General features: G+C 68.2%; 14 protein-coding genes and 1 pseudogene. 4 read left to right on the top strand and 11 right to left on the bottom strand.

Going from position 1 to position 13637, the window contains the following annotated elements; all coding sequences use genetic code 11:
• Window positions 1-26 precede the first annotated feature (26 nt).
• The 11 genes from QE393_RS20115 to QE393_RS20065 form a co-directional block, all read right to left on the bottom strand.
• Window positions 27-575 carry a DUF3299 domain-containing protein gene (locus tag QE393_RS20115; RefSeq protein ID WP_310045270.1) on the bottom strand — a complete coding sequence of 183 codons (549 nt, stop codon included), beginning with the start codon at window positions 573-575 and terminating at the stop codon, window positions 27-29.
• A gap of 167 nt (window positions 576-742) precedes the next feature.
• Window positions 743-991 (bottom strand): GlsB/YeaQ/YmgE family stress response membrane protein, encoded by a 249-nt coding sequence (locus tag QE393_RS20110; RefSeq protein ID WP_007160058.1) that lies wholly within the window; start codon window positions 989-991, stop codon window positions 743-745.
• A 128-nt stretch (window positions 992-1119) separates the two neighbouring features.
• Window positions 1120-2202, bottom strand: coding sequence for a 5-(carboxyamino)imidazole ribonucleotide synthase (locus QE393_RS20105; protein ID WP_310045269.1), 1083 nt, complete (start codon window positions 2200-2202; stop codon window positions 1120-1122).
• A complete protein-coding gene (purE, locus tag QE393_RS20100; protein WP_007160060.1) occupies window positions 2199-2693 on the bottom strand; it encodes a 5-(carboxyamino)imidazole ribonucleotide mutase in 495 nt (164 codons plus the stop codon). Before purE ends, QE393_RS20105 begins: the two co-directional genes overlap by 4 nt.
• Before the next feature lie 455 nt (window positions 2694-3148).
• Window positions 3149-4069 (bottom strand): dihydrodipicolinate synthase family protein, encoded by a 921-nt coding sequence (locus QE393_RS20095; RefSeq protein WP_310045267.1) that lies wholly within the window; start codon window positions 4067-4069, stop codon window positions 3149-3151.
• Window positions 4066-4857, bottom strand: coding sequence for an AraC family transcriptional regulator (locus QE393_RS20090; protein ID WP_310045266.1), 792 nt, complete (start codon window positions 4855-4857; stop codon window positions 4066-4068). The genes QE393_RS20095 and QE393_RS20090 overlap by 4 nt, the downstream gene beginning before the upstream one ends.
• Window positions 4854-6089, bottom strand: coding sequence for an FAD/NAD(P)-binding oxidoreductase (locus tag QE393_RS20085; RefSeq protein ID WP_310045263.1), 1236 nt, complete (start codon window positions 6087-6089; stop codon window positions 4854-4856). Before QE393_RS20085 ends, QE393_RS20090 begins: the two co-directional genes overlap by 4 nt.
• Window positions 6086-6322, bottom strand: coding sequence for a (2Fe-2S)-binding protein (locus tag QE393_RS20080; protein ID WP_310045262.1), 237 nt, complete (start codon window positions 6320-6322; stop codon window positions 6086-6088). The genes QE393_RS20085 and QE393_RS20080 overlap by 4 nt, the downstream gene beginning before the upstream one ends.
• On the bottom strand, window positions 6316-7431 hold the full coding sequence (locus QE393_RS20075; RefSeq protein ID WP_310045260.1) for an FAD-dependent oxidoreductase: 1116 nt from the start codon (window positions 7429-7431) through the stop codon (window positions 6316-6318). Before QE393_RS20075 ends, QE393_RS20080 begins: the two co-directional genes overlap by 7 nt.
• Complete coding sequence (locus QE393_RS20070) at window positions 7428-8366, bottom strand: 4-hydroxyproline epimerase (RefSeq protein ID WP_310045259.1); 939 nt, start codon at window positions 8364-8366, stop codon at window positions 7428-7430. The genes QE393_RS20075 and QE393_RS20070 overlap by 4 nt, the downstream gene beginning before the upstream one ends.
• A gap of 106 nt (window positions 8367-8472) precedes the next feature.
• A complete protein-coding gene (locus QE393_RS20065; RefSeq protein ID WP_310045256.1) occupies window positions 8473-9378 on the bottom strand; it encodes a LysR substrate-binding domain-containing protein in 906 nt (301 codons plus the stop codon).
• A 154-nt stretch (window positions 9379-9532) separates the two neighbouring features.
• On the opposite strand from QE393_RS20065, the gene aspA reads away from it, so the two are divergent.
• The 4 genes and pseudogenes from aspA (at window position 9533) to QE393_RS20045 (ending at window position 13619) form a co-directional block, all read left to right on the top strand.
• Window positions 9533-10966: an aspartate ammonia-lyase gene (gene aspA / locus QE393_RS20060; protein WP_310045255.1), complete on the top strand. Its 1434-nt coding sequence runs from the start codon at window positions 9533-9535 to the stop codon at window positions 10964-10966.
• Between the two features lie 99 nt (window positions 10967-11065).
• Entirely contained in the window at window positions 11066-12067 is a 1002-nt protein-coding gene (locus tag QE393_RS20055) for an AraC family transcriptional regulator ligand-binding domain-containing protein (protein ID WP_310045253.1), read from the top strand.
• A gap of 46 nt (window positions 12068-12113) precedes the next feature.
• Window positions 12114-12473: pseudogene (locus QE393_RS20050) on the top strand (cupin domain-containing protein).
• 114 nt (window positions 12474-12587) lie between these two features.
• Window positions 12588-13619 carry a histone deacetylase family protein gene (locus tag QE393_RS20045; protein ID WP_310045250.1) on the top strand — a complete coding sequence of 344 codons (1032 nt, stop codon included), beginning with the start codon at window positions 12588-12590 and terminating at the stop codon, window positions 13617-13619.
• Window positions 13620-13637 lie beyond the last annotated feature (18 nt).

The following is a 13637-nucleotide window of genomic DNA, read 5'->3' as shown; positions in this document are numbered from 1 at the left end:
GGCTTCGCTGCGCTCAACCTACGGGGTTAGAGATCGCTTTCTTCGACCTTGCGGACCTTGCTGGCGTCCAGGGTGTAGGACGCCTCGGCCAGGGTGTTGTCGACCGCCTCGGTGTGCAGGGTGCCGATGACCCAGTAGGGCTCGTAGAGGTCGGGAAGCGGCACGCCCTTGGGGTAGCGCACCAGCACAATCTGGTTGGGCGGCGGCGGCGGGACGTGAATGCAGGCGCCTGGATAGGGCACCAGGAAGAATTCACGGAAATTGCCCTTGGCGTCGGTCTCCAGTGGTACCGGGAACCCTCCCAGGCGCACGTTCTTGCCATTCAGGGCGGCCACGGTGCGGGTGGAGTGCATCACCTCGGGCAGGCCACTGTCCTGCTGCTTGAGTCCGCCGGGCGAGCCGAAACCACCAGGGGCCTCGGGGCTGTTGTGGCTGATCTCGGGCATGGTTTCCAGGGCGTGGCGATCCTCTGCGGTCAGCAGGTCGAGCCAGTCGGTTTCCGGCGGTTCGCCCTTGGCGGCGTGGGTCAGCAACGGCAGGCTGGCAAGCAGCAGGGTGATGAGCAATCTGGGCATGGTCGGCAGGTCGGACGCAAAAGTCCGAGTGTGCGGCGCGCCAGGTCAGGGGTCCAGCCCCAGGGCGGCAAAGCGGAGCCCCGCCCATGAAAAAGCCCCTGGGTCGACGGGCGACACCAGGGGCGGAAACGCGGTGCTGCTTGGCTTCGCCGAGGCGAAGCAGCGTCTTAGCGACGCTTGGTCACCATGCCGTAGATGAACAGCACGATGATGGCGCCGACCACGGCACCAATGAAACCTGCGCCTTCACCGGCACGGTAGATGCCCAGTGCCTGGCCCAGGTAGGTGGCGACCACGGAGCCGACGATGCCCAGAATGATGGTCATGATCCAGCCCATGCTGTCGTCGCCCGGCTTGAGAAAGCGGGCAACCAGGCCGACGATGAGACCGATGATGATGGTTGCGATGATGCCCATGTGAAGAATCCCCTGTTTGAGTGCTGGTAAGACAACGCCGGTCAGCAGGCGTCGTTGTACTCTCCGACCACCGGTGATCCTTCGAGGTTCAGGGAAAAACGGCTTCCTTGTGCGGAAGCCGTCTGGCATCAGTCCTGGATCAGGGCTTCCAGGGCAGCGATGCGGGTCTGCAGAGTGGCGGCATCGGCGCTGCGCAGGGTGGCGTGACCGACCTTGCGCCCGGCCTTGAAGGCCTTGCCGTAGTGGTGCAGGTGGCAGTCTTCCAGGGCGGTGACGGCGGCCACCGGCGGTACCGAGCCGATGAAGTTGACCATGGCGCTCTCGCCGACCTTGGCGGTGGAGCCCAGCGGCAAGCCGGCCACGGCGCGCAGGTGGTTCTCGAACTGGCTGCACTCGGCGCCTTCGATGGTCCAGTGCCCGGAGTTGTGCACGCGCGGGGCGATCTCGTTGGCCTTGAGGCCACCCTCGACCTCGAAGAATTCGAAGGCCAGCACGCCGACGTAGTCGAGCTGTTCCAGCACGCGGCGGGCGTAGTCTTCGGCCAGCGCCTGCAGCGGGTGGTCGGAACTGGCCACCGACAGGCGCAGGATGCCGCTCTCATGGGTGTTATGCACCAGCGGATAGCAGGCCACCTCGCCATCACGACCGCGCACGGTGACCAGCGAGACCTCGCCGGTGAAGGGCACGAAGCCTTCCAGCAGCAGGGGGACGCTACCCAGTTCGGCGAAGGCGCCGGTGACGTCTTCCGGCTGGCGCAGGACCTTCTGGCCCTTGCCGTCGTACCCCAGGGTGCGGGTCTTGAGTACCGCCGGCAGGCCGATACGGGCCACGGCGGCGTCCAGGTCGGCCTGGGAGAGGATGTCGGCGAAGGCCGGCGTGGGGATGCCAAGGTCGCGGAACATCGACTTCTCGAACAGGCGATCACGCGCGATGCGCAGGGCTTCGGCGGACGGATAGACCGGCACGAATTGCGAGAGGAAGGCCACGGTCTCGGCCGGGACGCTCTCGAATTCGAAGGTCACCAGATCGACTTCATCGGCCAGCTGGCGCAGGTGGTCCTGGTCGCCGTAGTCGGCGCGCAGGTGTTCGCCCAGGGCGGCGGCGCAGGCATCCGGCGCCGGGTCGAGAAAGGCGAAGTTCATGCCCAGCGGCGTGCCGGCCAGGGCGAGCATGCGGCCCAGCTGGCCGCCACCGATGACGCCGATCTTCATGCCTGCTCCCTCGGATCGGGATTGTCCAGCACGGTGCGGGTCTGCTCGTCGCGGAAGGCGTTCAGCCGCTCGTGGTACTCGGGGTACTTGCCGCCGAGGATGCTGGCGGACAGCAGCGCGGCGTTGATGGCGCCGGCCTTGCCGATGGCCAGGGTGGCGACCGGCACACCGGCGGGCATCTGCACGATGGACAGCAGGGAGTCGACGCCCGAGAGCATGGACGACTGCACCGGCACGCCGAGCACCGGCAGGTGGGTCTTGGCGGCGCACATGCCCGGCAGGTGGGCGGCGCCACCGGCGCCGGCGATGATCACCTCGATACCGCGCCCGGCAGCCTCTTCGGCGTACTGGAACAGCAGGTCGGGAGTGCGGTGGGCGGAGACCACCTTCACTTCGTGGGGAATGCCCAGCTTGTCCAGCATGTCGGCGGTGTGGCTCAGGGTGGACCAGTCGGACTTGGAGCCCATGATCACGCCTACGAGTGCGCTCATCGTCGTGCCTCTGAAATGAAGAAGCCACGCGGCGGACGTGGCTTGGGAAATGAGCGGCAGAGTATAGACGAAAGCGGGACGGAGCGTGCCCCCGGGCCGGGTATCGCCTGTCGGTTGTGAGACAGGGTTTGGCGCCCATGGGATGGGTTGTGGTGTGGGGGCAAGAGGTGCGGGCTAGATGCCTGGACGATTGAGGCGGGATTGTCCAGGAGGGCGCCCTCACCCCAACCCTCTCCCGCAGGCGGGAGAGGGGGTGGATTGGCGTGGCTTGAGAGCTCGGGTGTTCCGGTTCCCTGCGGCGACAACTCATGCTGAAGCGTTGTGTTTATCGCGGCCATGGGCCGCTCCTACAGGTTCAGACACGACTGTAGGAGCGGTCGCTACGGCGCACCGGCATGGCCGCGATTAAGGCAGAGCGGCCGCGTCGGCGGATTGTGCCGCGATAAAGCCTGGCCTCAGATCCCCACATCCGGCAACTGCGGACGGGTGTCCAGGGCCTTGGCCATCAGGCGTTCGACGAAGGCGCGATCCGCGTCGGGCAGGGCCAGGCGTGGCGGACGGGTCAGGGCGCTGCCGCGGCCGGCGAGTTCTTCGCAGAGCTTGATGCACTGCACCAGGTCCGGGCGGGCGTCCAGGTGCAACAGCGGCATGAACCATTCGTAGAGTGGCATGGCGTCGGCGAAGCGACCGGCCTTGGCCAGGCGGAAGATGGTTTCGCCTTCGGTGGGGAAGATGTTGGACATGCCCGAGACCCAGCCCTCGGCGCCCACGGCGATGCTTTCCAGCACCACGTCGTCGAGACCGGCGAAGAGCACGAAGCGGTCGCCCACCTCGTTGCGCACGTCGATGAAGCGGCGGGTGTCGCCGGAGGAATCCTTGAAGCAGACGATGTTGTCGACGTCGGCCAGGGAAATGAGGATGTCCGGGGTGACGTCGTTCTTGTAGATCGGCGGGTTGTTGTAGACCATCAGCGGCAGGTCGAGGGCACTGGCCACGCTGCGGAAGTGCGCGGCGGTCTCGTGGGGCTTGGCCGAGTAGACCAGGGCCGGCATGAGCATGATGCCGTCGGCGCCGGCGCGACCCACCGCCTGGGCGGTGCGGGTGGCATTGAGGCTGGTGAATTCGGCCACGCCGCAGATCACCGGTACGCGACCACCGGCGGCGTCCTTGGCGACCTCCACCAGGGAGATTTTCTCTTCCAGGGTCAGGGAGGTGTTCTCGCCCACGGTGCCGCACATCACCAGACCGGAGACGCCATCGCGCACCAGGTTACTGATCACGCCATGGGTCTTCTCCAGGTTGACCGAGAAGTCGTCGTTGAATTGGGTGGTGACGGCGGGAAAGACGCCGCTCCAGTTGACGCGGGGAGTGCTCATGCGGGGGTTTCCTCCAGACGGGAACGGGGCTTGAGAGAGTCGCGGTATTGCCGGGGCGACAGGCCGGTGAGACGGCGGAACTGGCGGCTGAAGGCGCTGTGGTCGGTGTAGCCACAGGCCAAGGCTACTTCGGTGACGGGCAGATCGCGGGCCAGCAGACGCGAGGCGGCGTCGAGCCGGGCCTTGTGTAGCAACTGCTGGGGCGTGAGGCGCAGGATGCGCTTGCACTGTCGCTCGAGCTGGGAGACCGATAGCCCCACCCGCTGACTCAGTTCGCCCACCGAGAGCGGCTGGGCGTAGTGCTCGCGCAGGTAGCGATCGACCTCGGCCACCTTGGCGTGGGCTGGATGATCGGCGGCGGGCGCCTGCAGATCATGGGAGATGCCGGCCATGCCCATCATTTGGCCCTGGGCGTCGTGCAGCGGCAGCTTGCGGGTCAGGCACCAGCCCGGGGTACGGCCGGTATAGAGGTGCAATTCCAGCTGGTCGTCCAGCGCCAGGCCTTCGCGCAACACGCGGCGATCCTGTTCGGCATAGGCGCCACCCAGGGGCGCCGGGAAGACTTCCTCGGCGGTTTTGCCGAGCAATTCGCTGACGTCTTCATAGCCGCAGCGCTGGGCCAGGGTCAGGTTGACCAGCACGTAGCGCGCGTCCAGATCCTTGACGAAGAACACCACGCCGGGAATGGCATCGAGCAGCGGCGCCACCAGGCTCAAGCTGGCGAGCAGCGCGGGCAGATCGGCGGGCCGGACGCGGCTCAAGGCGTCCAAGTGGGCAGCGGCGTTCATCTCTCGTCCTCGGTCAGGGCCAGTAGGCTGTCGATACGGGTGGGTTGCAGGGGAAACCGCGGCGTCGGGGGCGTCCAGCCCAGCAAGACGCGAGTGGCCTGGCCACAGATGCGGCCCTGGCAGGCGCCCATGCCGCAGCGGCTGCGCAGCTTGGCCTGGGTCCAGTCGGCATGGCCGACCAGGGCGCCGAGGGCGACGTCCTCGCAACGGCAGACCAGGGTATCCGGCTGGGCGAGACGAGCAATGGCCGGATTCAGGACGAAGGTGCGGGCCAGCTGGGCAGCAAAGCGGCGCCAGGCACGGGCCTCGGCCTGCACGCGGGCGACCACATCGAGCTGGTTGCTGGCGACCAGGCCGGCGATACGACCGGTGGCCTGGGCCAGTTCGCTGCCACCGATGCCGGTGCATTCGCCGGCGGCCAGGATGTGCGGCTGGCTGGTGCGCTGGTGATCATCCACCGCCACGGCGCCCTCCAGGGTCGCGCAGCCCAGGCTCTGGGCCAGCTCGACATTGGGCACCAGGCCATAGCCACAGGCCAGGCGGTCGCAGGCAACCTCCCAGCGTCGCTTGCCCTGGCGCACGCGCACGGCTTCGAGACGATCGCTGCCAAGCGCCGCCTCGACCCACGTGCCGGGGCTATAGCGGGGGGTGGCCAGCGTCAGCGCCTGGCGCAACTTGTTCGGCCAACGCCAGAGCTGCAGACCGAACTCCAGTACGGCGCGGCGCTCGGCCTGTTCGGCGACCAAAGCGACCCGCGCACCCGCCTGGCGCGCGGTAGCGGCGCTGGCCAACAGCAGCGGACCGGTGCCAGCGACGATGAGGCGTTCATCGGCCACTTCCACGCCACCCTTGATCAGCGCCTGCAGGCCACCTGCGCCGGTCACCCCGGGCAGGGTCCAGCCAGGGAACGGCAGCAGCAGTTCGCGGGCGCCGGTGCAGAGGATGAGGGTATCGAAATTCAGGGTACGGCTACCGTGGGCGTCCTCCAGCAGCAACTGGTGCGACCCCAGGACCGCGGCGACGCGGGTCTGGGCGAGCAGGGTGACGTCCGCCGGCAACTGACCAACTTCGGCGGCGACCTGGCCCGCCCGGGCGCGCCAGATCTGGCCGCCGGGCAAGGGATTGTCGTCCAGCAGCATCAGGTTCAGGCCTCGGCCACTGGCGGCGCGGGCAGCGGCGAGACCGGCAGGGCCGGCGCCGATGATGAGCAGATCGCAGCTCGCGCTATTCATGACAGGCGTTCCACCTGCATGCCGTCCTGGCACGGCGTCTGGCAGGCCAGGCGGCGCACCCCGTCGACCTGTACCCGACACTCCTGGCAGATACCCATGCCGCAGAAAGGTGCCCGGGCTTCACCGCCTACCGAACGGCGCGCGGCGGGATTGCTGCTCTTGGCGAGCGCGGCGGTGAGCAGGCTGCCGGGACGAACTTCCAGGCGTTCGCCATCGATGAACAGCGTCAGCATGCCTGACTCCTCGATACGGTCGCGAAACGCGAGGGCGCGAAGGGTTCCACGTGGAACGTCGAAGGCTCGGCGAACAGTCCGTTAGCGATGGCTTCGGCAGTCGCCGGAGCGGTGGTGACGCCCAGGCCTTCGTGACCGACCGCCAACCACAGACCGGGCTGGTCGGGGTAGGCGCCAATCAGCGGCAGACCATCGGGACTGGCGGCGCGCTGGCCGGTCCAGCCGCGGATCAGCGAGGTGTGGGTCAGGCCCGGCAGGAAGTCCAGGGCACGACGCAGCAGCTGGCCGACCACCGCAGGTTCCACGGCCATATCCGGACGCTCGAACTGGCGCGACGAGCCGATCAGTAGCTGCCCGGTGGGTCGCGGCTGGACATTGAAGGCCACCGAGGCGCCGCTGCTGGCGTGGGCGCTGGCGCCGTAACCGATTTCCACCAGCTGGTGGCGGACCTGCTCGGGATAACGATCGGTGATCAGCAGATGGCCCTTCTTGGGTACCAGCGGCAGGTCCGGGCAGAGACTGGCGGCCTGCAGGCCGGCGGCGAGCACCACGGCATCGGCGCTCAGCCAGCGACCGTCTTCCAGGCGTACCCGCGAGCCTTCGACCAACGTCACCCGGGCACGCTGGAATTCGATCAGCGGTGAGCGTTGCAGCAGCCAGGCGGCCACCACCGGGGCATAGAGCAGGCCATCGCCGGGCACCTCAAGGCTGCCGGCCAGCGCCGCCAGCGCCGGCTCGGCAGCGGCGGTGGCGGCGGCATTCAAGGGCTGGTTGGCGACGCCCTGGGCGTCCAGGCGCTGACGTTTCTCTTCGATAAGATCCAGTTCGGCCGCGTCGCGAGCCAGCCAGAGGGTGCCGCAGTTGCGGTAGTCGGCGGCGCTCGGCAGCTGGGGCACCAGCTCGCGCCAGAGCGCCAGGGAGCGTGCGCTCAGGGTCAACTCGGCGAGGTCGTCGTCCATCACCACCAGGTGGCCCATGCCGGCGGCGGAGGCGCCGGGCAGGCCGGCGTCCAGCACTCGCACGCGACAGCCGCGCGCGGCCAGGGCCGCGGCGCAGCTGGCACCGACGATGCCGGCGCCGACGACGAGGACCTCCGCCACGGACTTCACCCCGGAATGCCCCAGGCAAAGGGATCGTCGGCGGCCAGCAGCAGGGTCGCTTCGGCCATGACATGGGCGCGGCCGCGGATCACCGGCAAGATGCGACCCTCGTCGCCGGGCTGATAGTGCGCCTCGAAACGACTGCCGATGACACTGGCCTGCTGCCAGACGGCGCCAGGCGCCAGGTCACCGTCGGCCGCGAGGCATGCCAGCTTGGCGCTGGTGCCGGTACCGCAGGGCGAACGGTCGTAGGCACGCCCCGGGCAGAGCACGTAGCTGCGACTGTCGGCGCCGTCCGGATCCTCGGCGAAGAGTTCGATATGGTCGATGTGGCCGCTTTGGTCGCCGGTGATACCGGCGGCCTCCAGGGCGCCCCGCAGGGCCAGGCTGAAGGTGAGCAGGCCGTCGAGGTTGTCGGCGGCGATGCGCTGGCCGTGATCGGCACAGAGAAAGAACCAGTTGCCACCCCAGGCGATATCGCCGGTGACCGGGCCATGGCCGGGGATCTCCACCTGGACGGCGTGGCGATGGCGATAGGCCGGGACGTTGCGCACGCTGATGCTGCCGTCGTCATGCAGGGTGGCGGTGACATCGCCGACCGGGGTCTCGATCAGGTGATCGCCGGGACCGATCCGGCCGAGATGGGCCAGGGACACCACCAGGCCAATGGTGCCGTGGCCGCACATGCCTAGATAGCCCACCTCATTGAAGAACACCACGCCAGCACTGGCCGCGGGCGATACCGGCTCACAGAGCAACGCCCCGACCAGCACCTCGTTACCACGCGGTTCGCGCATGCAGGCCCGACGGAAGGCGTCGTGTTCGCCGGCCAAACGGCTGCGGCGTTCAGCCATGCTGCCGTGACCTAGATCGGGAAAACCGTCCAGCACCAGGCGGGTGGGCTCGCCGCCGGTATGGGAGTCGATGACGCGGATGCGCTGCATGGCTGACCTCCGTGAGAGAGGTGCCAGTGTCGCGCAGATGACGGCAGAAGGCTTGCAGGACGTCGGCTAGTCAAATGCCGAAATCAGCACAGTTCAATAGCGTCGATCAGCCGCAGTGGCTCTGAGTTTCCAGATGCCGCCAGACCTGCTGCACTAGTCGCTTGCGCAACAGGGCACAGCGATAGAGGCGGATCTCCAGCCCGACCTGCCAGGCGGCGTCGCCACAGATGGCCAGTTCGCCGCGGGCCAGTTCGGCCGCCACCGACAGCTGCGGCACCCAGGCCACGCCCAGGCCCTGCAGGGCCATGGTCTTGAGGCTGTCGGCCATGGCGGTTTCGTAGAGGGTGACGGCGCGCAACTTGCGCTGGCGCAAGAGCAGATTCACCGAACGGCCGAGGAAGGCGCCGGCGCTGTAGGCCAGCAGGGGGACGCTACTCTGCCCGTCCAGCTGGAACATGGGTCGACCTTCGCCATCGGTGGCGCAGACCGGCAACATGGCGGTGTGCGCCAGGTGCAGCGAAGGAAACAGCTCCGGGTCCATCTGCAGGGCCGCATCGGGATCGTGGAAGGCCAGCATCAGGTCGCAAGCGCCGTCGCGCAGGGCGTGGATGGCGTCGCCGACGTTGGTGGCCACCAGCCGGCTGGCCAGCGCCAGCCCCTGGCCGCGCAGGCCGGCGATCCATTGCGGAAAGAAGCCCAGGGCCAGGGAGTGGGCGGCAGCGAATTGCAGTACCTCGCCCTGCCCGCCTTCCAAGTGATGCAGATGGCGCACCGTCTCGCCCAGTTGCTCCACCACGCTGCGCGCCGTGACCAGAAACAGCTGACCGGCTTCGGTGAGGCTGATCGGGGTGTGGGATCTGTCCACCAGGGTCAGGCCGACGCTTTCCTCCAGCGCGCGGATACGCCGGCTGAAGGCGGGCTGGGTGACGAAACGCTTTTCGGCGGCCTGGGAAAAACTGTGGGTGGCCGCCAGGGCCACGAAGTCTTCCAGCCATTTGAATTCGATGTTCATGGCACCCATACGTCGTCTGATCTCGCGAGGTCACAACCAGAGTTATGCCGATCCGGCATGAGGCTTGGCGGATCGGCATTGGCGGGGATCGGCTGGCAGGCCTAGATTCTAGGGCATCGCGGCGCCTGCCGCTCGATCGAAGCCCAACGCTATCATGTCCGACTCTGCATCATCCGTCCGCCTCGAAAAAGATCTTCTCGGTACCCTCGACGTGCCTGCCGATGCCTACTACGGCATCCAGACCCTGCGCGCCGTGCAGAACTTCCGCCTCTCCGGCGTGCCCCTCGGTCACTACCCCAAGCTGGTGGTGGCCCTGGCCATGGTCAAGCAGGCGGCGGCCGACGCCAACCACCGGCTCGGCCACCTGCCGACCGAGAAGCACCAGGCGATCGTTGACGCCTGCTCGCGCATCATTCGCGGCGAATTCCACGACCAGTTCGTGGTGGACATGATCCAGGGCGGGGCCGGCACCTCGACCAACATGAACGCCAACGAGGTGATCGCCAACGTGGCGCTGGAGCTGCTCGGCCACGCCAAGGGCGAGTATCGCCACCTGCACCCGAACAACGACGTCAACATGGCGCAGTCCACCAACGACGCCTACCCCACCGCCATCCGCCTGGGCCTGCTGCTCGGTCACGACGCCCTGCTCGCCAGCCTGAACAGCCTGATCACCGCCTTCGCCGCCAAGGGCGTGGAATTCGCCGAGGTGCTGAAGATGGGCCGCACCCAGCTGCAGGACGCGGTGCCCATGACCCTCGGCCAGGAATTCCATGCCTTCGCCACCACCCTGGGCGAAGACCTGGCACGCCTCAAGAGCCTGGCACCGGAGCTGCTCACCGAGGTCAACCTGGGCGGTACCGCCATCGGCACCGGCATCAACGCCGACCCCGGCTACCAGCTGCTGGCCGTGCAGCGTCTGGCGGACATCAGCGGCCAGCCGCTGACCCCGGCCGCCGACCTGATCGAAGCCACCTCGGACATGGGCGCCTTCGTGCTGTTCTCCGGCATGCTCAAGCGCACCGCGGTGAAGCTGTCGAAGATCTGCAACGACCTGCGCCTGCTCTCCAGCGGTCCGCGCACCGGCATCAACGAGATCAACCTGCCGCCGCGCCAGCCGGGCAGCTCCATCATGCCGGGCAAGGTCAATCCGGTGATCCCCGAGGCGGTCAACCAGGTGGCCTTCGAGATCATCGGCAACGACCTGGCGCTGACCCTGGCAGCCGAGGGCGGCCAGCTGCAGCTCAACGTCATGGAGCCCCTGATCGCCTACAAGATCTTCGATTCCATCCGCCTGCTGCAGCGCGCCATGGACATGCTGCGCGAGCACTGCATCACCGGCATCACCGCCAACGTCGAGCACTGCCGCCGTCAGGTGGAGCACTCCATCGGCCTGGTCACCGCGCTCAATCCCTACCTGGGCTACGAGACCTCCACCCGCATCGCCAAGACGGCGCTGGAAACCGGTCGCGGCGTGCTGGAGCTGGTGCGCGAGGAAAATCTGCTGGACGAGGCGACCCTGGACGACATCCTGCGCCCGGAAAACATGATCGCCCCGCGGCTCGTACCGCTGAAGGCCAAGGTCTGAGTCCCGGACGCCAGGCCTGAGCGGTAACCACCGGCAACTCCCCGCGGGCGCGGTATCCTTCTTGCCTGGAAGGCTGCCACCGCCCCGGGGAGTTTGCCCATGCGTCAGTCCGGTCTGATCAATCTCAACCTGGTGTCCCTGCTGCTCCAGCAACTGGCGGCCGACACGCCCGCCCGGGCGGCGCCGCTGCTGGCCGGTAGTGGCCTGCGGCTGGACGATCTCGAACAGCCCCATCGGCTCATCACCCTGGCCCAGGAACAGCGGGTCATCGCCAACGCCCTGCCGGTCGCCCCGCCCGAACTGGGGCTGCTGCTGGGCTGGCGGCTGCGCGTCTCCGGCTACGGCCTGCTCGGCTATGCCCTGCTCAGCGCCCCGACCCTGGGCGCCGCGTTGCAGGCGGCCCTGGCCCACCAGGCGCTGCTGGGCGCCTATTTCACCCTGCGCCTGGAGCGCCACGGCGAGCTGGCCTGGCTCAGGGCCGACCACCATCCCTTCGCGCCGGAACTGGAGCGCTGCAACGCCGAGTGCTGCCTGGCCTCGCTGCGGGCGATCTGCTGCGACCTCCTGGGGACGCCCCTGCCGCTGGTGCAGGTGGCCTTTCGACACGCCGAGCCAGCCTATCGCGCGCGCTACGGCGACTGCTTCGGCGCCACGCCCCTGGCCTTCGCCGCCGCCTTCAATGGCCTGGCCTTTCCCGCTGCCTGGCTTGACCGCGGGCTGCCCCTGGCCGATCCGGTGACCCATCGCGACGCCCTGGAACAGTGCGGTCGCCTCGCCCCCGAGCAGGATCGCCAGCGCGCCCTGCTCGCCCGCATCCGCACCCTGCTGGGCGCCGACCTGGCGGCCCCGCCCTCCTTCGCGGCCCTGGCCGGCCACCTCGGCATGGCCCCGCGCAGCCTGCGCCGCCACCTGCAGGCGGGCGGCAGCGGCTATCAGCAACTGCTCGACGAGTTGCGCTTCGAACGGGCGCGCGATCTGCTGGCCCAGGAGCGCCTGCCCATCTATCGCATCGCCGAGGTGATGGGCTTCAGCGAAACCGCCAGCTTCCGCCATGCCTTTCGCCGCTGGAGCGGACAATCGCCGCGGGGTTATCGGCTCTAGCGGCCGGCGTATGCTGAGCGCTTCCCGTCCCCAAGAAGGATTTTCCATGCCCTCGCTGAAACTGCTCGCGGACCGCGGCCAACCCACCGACCAATACCGCCTGCCGGCGGAAAAGCGCCTCGCAGGCGATCCGTTGCAGAGCCTCTGACTCGACTACGAGGATGGCAGCGGTGTCTTCGCCGTCGGTCACTGGCACAGCGAGGTGGGCGCCTGGCGGGTGGACTACACGGAGGAGGAGTACTGCCAGATCCTCGAAGGGGTGAGTCTGGTCACCGATGACCAGGGCCACGCCACCCGACTCGGTCCCGGCAGCAGCTTCGTCGTGCCGCGCGGCTTCCAGGGCACCTGGGAGGTATTGGAGCCGACCCTGAAGCGGTTCGTGGTCTACGAAGCCAAGGACGGCTGATGGTCGACGCCGGGCCCAATCTGGCCGGATCTATCCCCTTTTGGCCGCTGCGCCTCTCGTCGCGGGTCGCCGGCCTGGCAAGAATCAGGAGAGAGCCCGCCGCCCGGAGTCGCCATGCGCATCCACCACAGTCCCGATCACGCCCTGCACCACGGTCGCTGCGAATTGATCGATGGCCAGTTGCAGCCCTGTTTCGAAAAACCCCAGCGCGTCGAATTCATCCTCGCCGAGTGTCACCGCCGGCAGCTCGGCGAGGTGGTGGCGCCCAGGGACTTCGGCCGGGCACCCCTGGCGCGGATCCATAGCGCGGCCTATCTCGACTTTCTCGCCGGGGCCTGGGACGAATGGGCCGCCCGCGGCGAGACCGTGGACCTGCTGCCCTACACCTGGCCGGCCCGCACCCTGCGCCAGGTGCTGCCGCCCACCAGCCTGCACGGGCGCCTCGGTTACTACAGCTTCGACGGCGGCGCGCCCATCACCGCCGGGACCTGGCAGGCCGCCTACAGCGCCGCCCAGGTGGCCCTGAGTGCCGGAGCTGAGGTCGCCGCGGGCGCACGCGGCGCCTTCGCCCTCTGCCGCCCGCCGGGCCACCACGCCGCGGCCGACGTCATGGGCGGCTACTGCTATCTGAACAACGCCGCCATCGCCGCCCAGGCTGCCCTCGACGGCGGCGCCCGACGGGTGGCCGTCCTCGATGTCGACTACCACCACGGCAACGGCACCCAGGACATCTTCTATGCCCGCGACGATGTGCTGTTCCTCTCGCTGCACGGCGATCCGGGTTTCGAATTCCCCTTTTTCCTCGGTTATGCCGACGAGACCGGCAGCGGAGCGGGCCAGGGCTTCAACCTCAATCTGCCGCTGCCCGCCGGCAGCGCCTGGGACAGCTGGAGCGCCGCGCTGGAGGTGGCGCTGACGCGACTCCAGCGCTATGCCCCGGATCTGCTGCTGGTCTCCCTGGGCGTGGATACCTTCAAAGCCGATCCCATTTCCCAGTTCAAGCTGGAGAGCGACGACTACCTGCGCCTGGGCGAACGCCTGGCGCGGCTCGGCCTGCCGACCCTGTTCGTCATGGAAGGCGGTTACGCCGTGGCGGAGATCGGCATCAACACGGTGAACGTCCTGGCCGCCTACGACGGCGCCTGATCCCTATCGCGAGGAATC

The organism is Pseudomonas sp. SORGH_AS_0211, assembly GCF_031453455.1.
Taxonomy (GTDB): Bacteria; Pseudomonadota; Gammaproteobacteria; order Pseudomonadales; family Pseudomonadaceae; genus Chryseomonas; species Chryseomonas aestiva.
Note: the sequence above shows the minus strand (reverse complement) of the source record. Positions and strands in the feature narration are given on the sequence as shown.

Excerpts from the sequence above, each read along its gene's own strand:
- QE393_RS20105 (WP_310045269.1), bottom strand. The coding sequence starts at position 2,202 with ATGAAGATCGGCGTCATCGGTGGCGGCCAGCTGGGCCGCATGCTCGCC.
- QE393_RS20110 (WP_007160058.1), bottom strand. The coding sequence starts at position 991 with ATGGGCATCATCGCAACCATCATCATCGGTCTCATCGTCGGCCTGGTT.
- QE393_RS20055 (WP_310045253.1), top strand. The coding sequence starts at position 11,066 with ATGCGTCAGTCCGGTCTGATCAATCTCAACCTGGTGTCCCTGCTGCTC.
- QE393_RS20045 (WP_310045250.1), top strand. The coding sequence starts at position 12,588 with ATGCGCATCCACCACAGTCCCGATCACGCCCTGCACCACGGTCGCTGC.
- QE393_RS20065 (WP_310045256.1), bottom strand. The coding sequence starts at position 9,378 with ATGAACATCGAATTCAAATGGCTGGAAGACTTCGTGGCCCTGGCGGCC.
- QE393_RS20080 (WP_310045262.1), bottom strand. The coding sequence starts at position 6,322 with ATGCTGACGCTGTTCATCGATGGCGAACGCCTGGAAGTTCGTCCCGGC.
- QE393_RS20090 (WP_310045266.1), bottom strand. The coding sequence starts at position 4,857 with ATGAACGCCGCTGCCCACTTGGACGCCTTGAGCCGCGTCCGGCCCGCC.
- QE393_RS20070 (WP_310045259.1), bottom strand. The coding sequence starts at position 8,366 with ATGCAGCGCATCCGCGTCATCGACTCCCATACCGGCGGCGAGCCCACC.
- aspA (WP_310045255.1), top strand. The coding sequence starts at position 9,533 with ATGTCCGACTCTGCATCATCCGTCCGCCTCGAAAAAGATCTTCTCGGT.
- QE393_RS20085 (WP_310045263.1), bottom strand. The coding sequence starts at position 6,089 with ATGAATAGCGCGAGCTGCGATCTGCTCATCATCGGCGCCGGCCCTGCC.
- QE393_RS20115 (WP_310045270.1), bottom strand. The coding sequence starts at position 575 with ATGCCCAGATTGCTCATCACCCTGCTGCTTGCCAGCCTGCCGTTGCTG.
- QE393_RS20095 (WP_310045267.1), bottom strand. The coding sequence starts at position 4,069 with ATGAGCACTCCCCGCGTCAACTGGAGCGGCGTCTTTCCCGCCGTCACC.
- purE (WP_007160060.1), bottom strand. The coding sequence starts at position 2,693 with ATGAGCGCACTCGTAGGCGTGATCATGGGCTCCAAGTCCGACTGGTCC.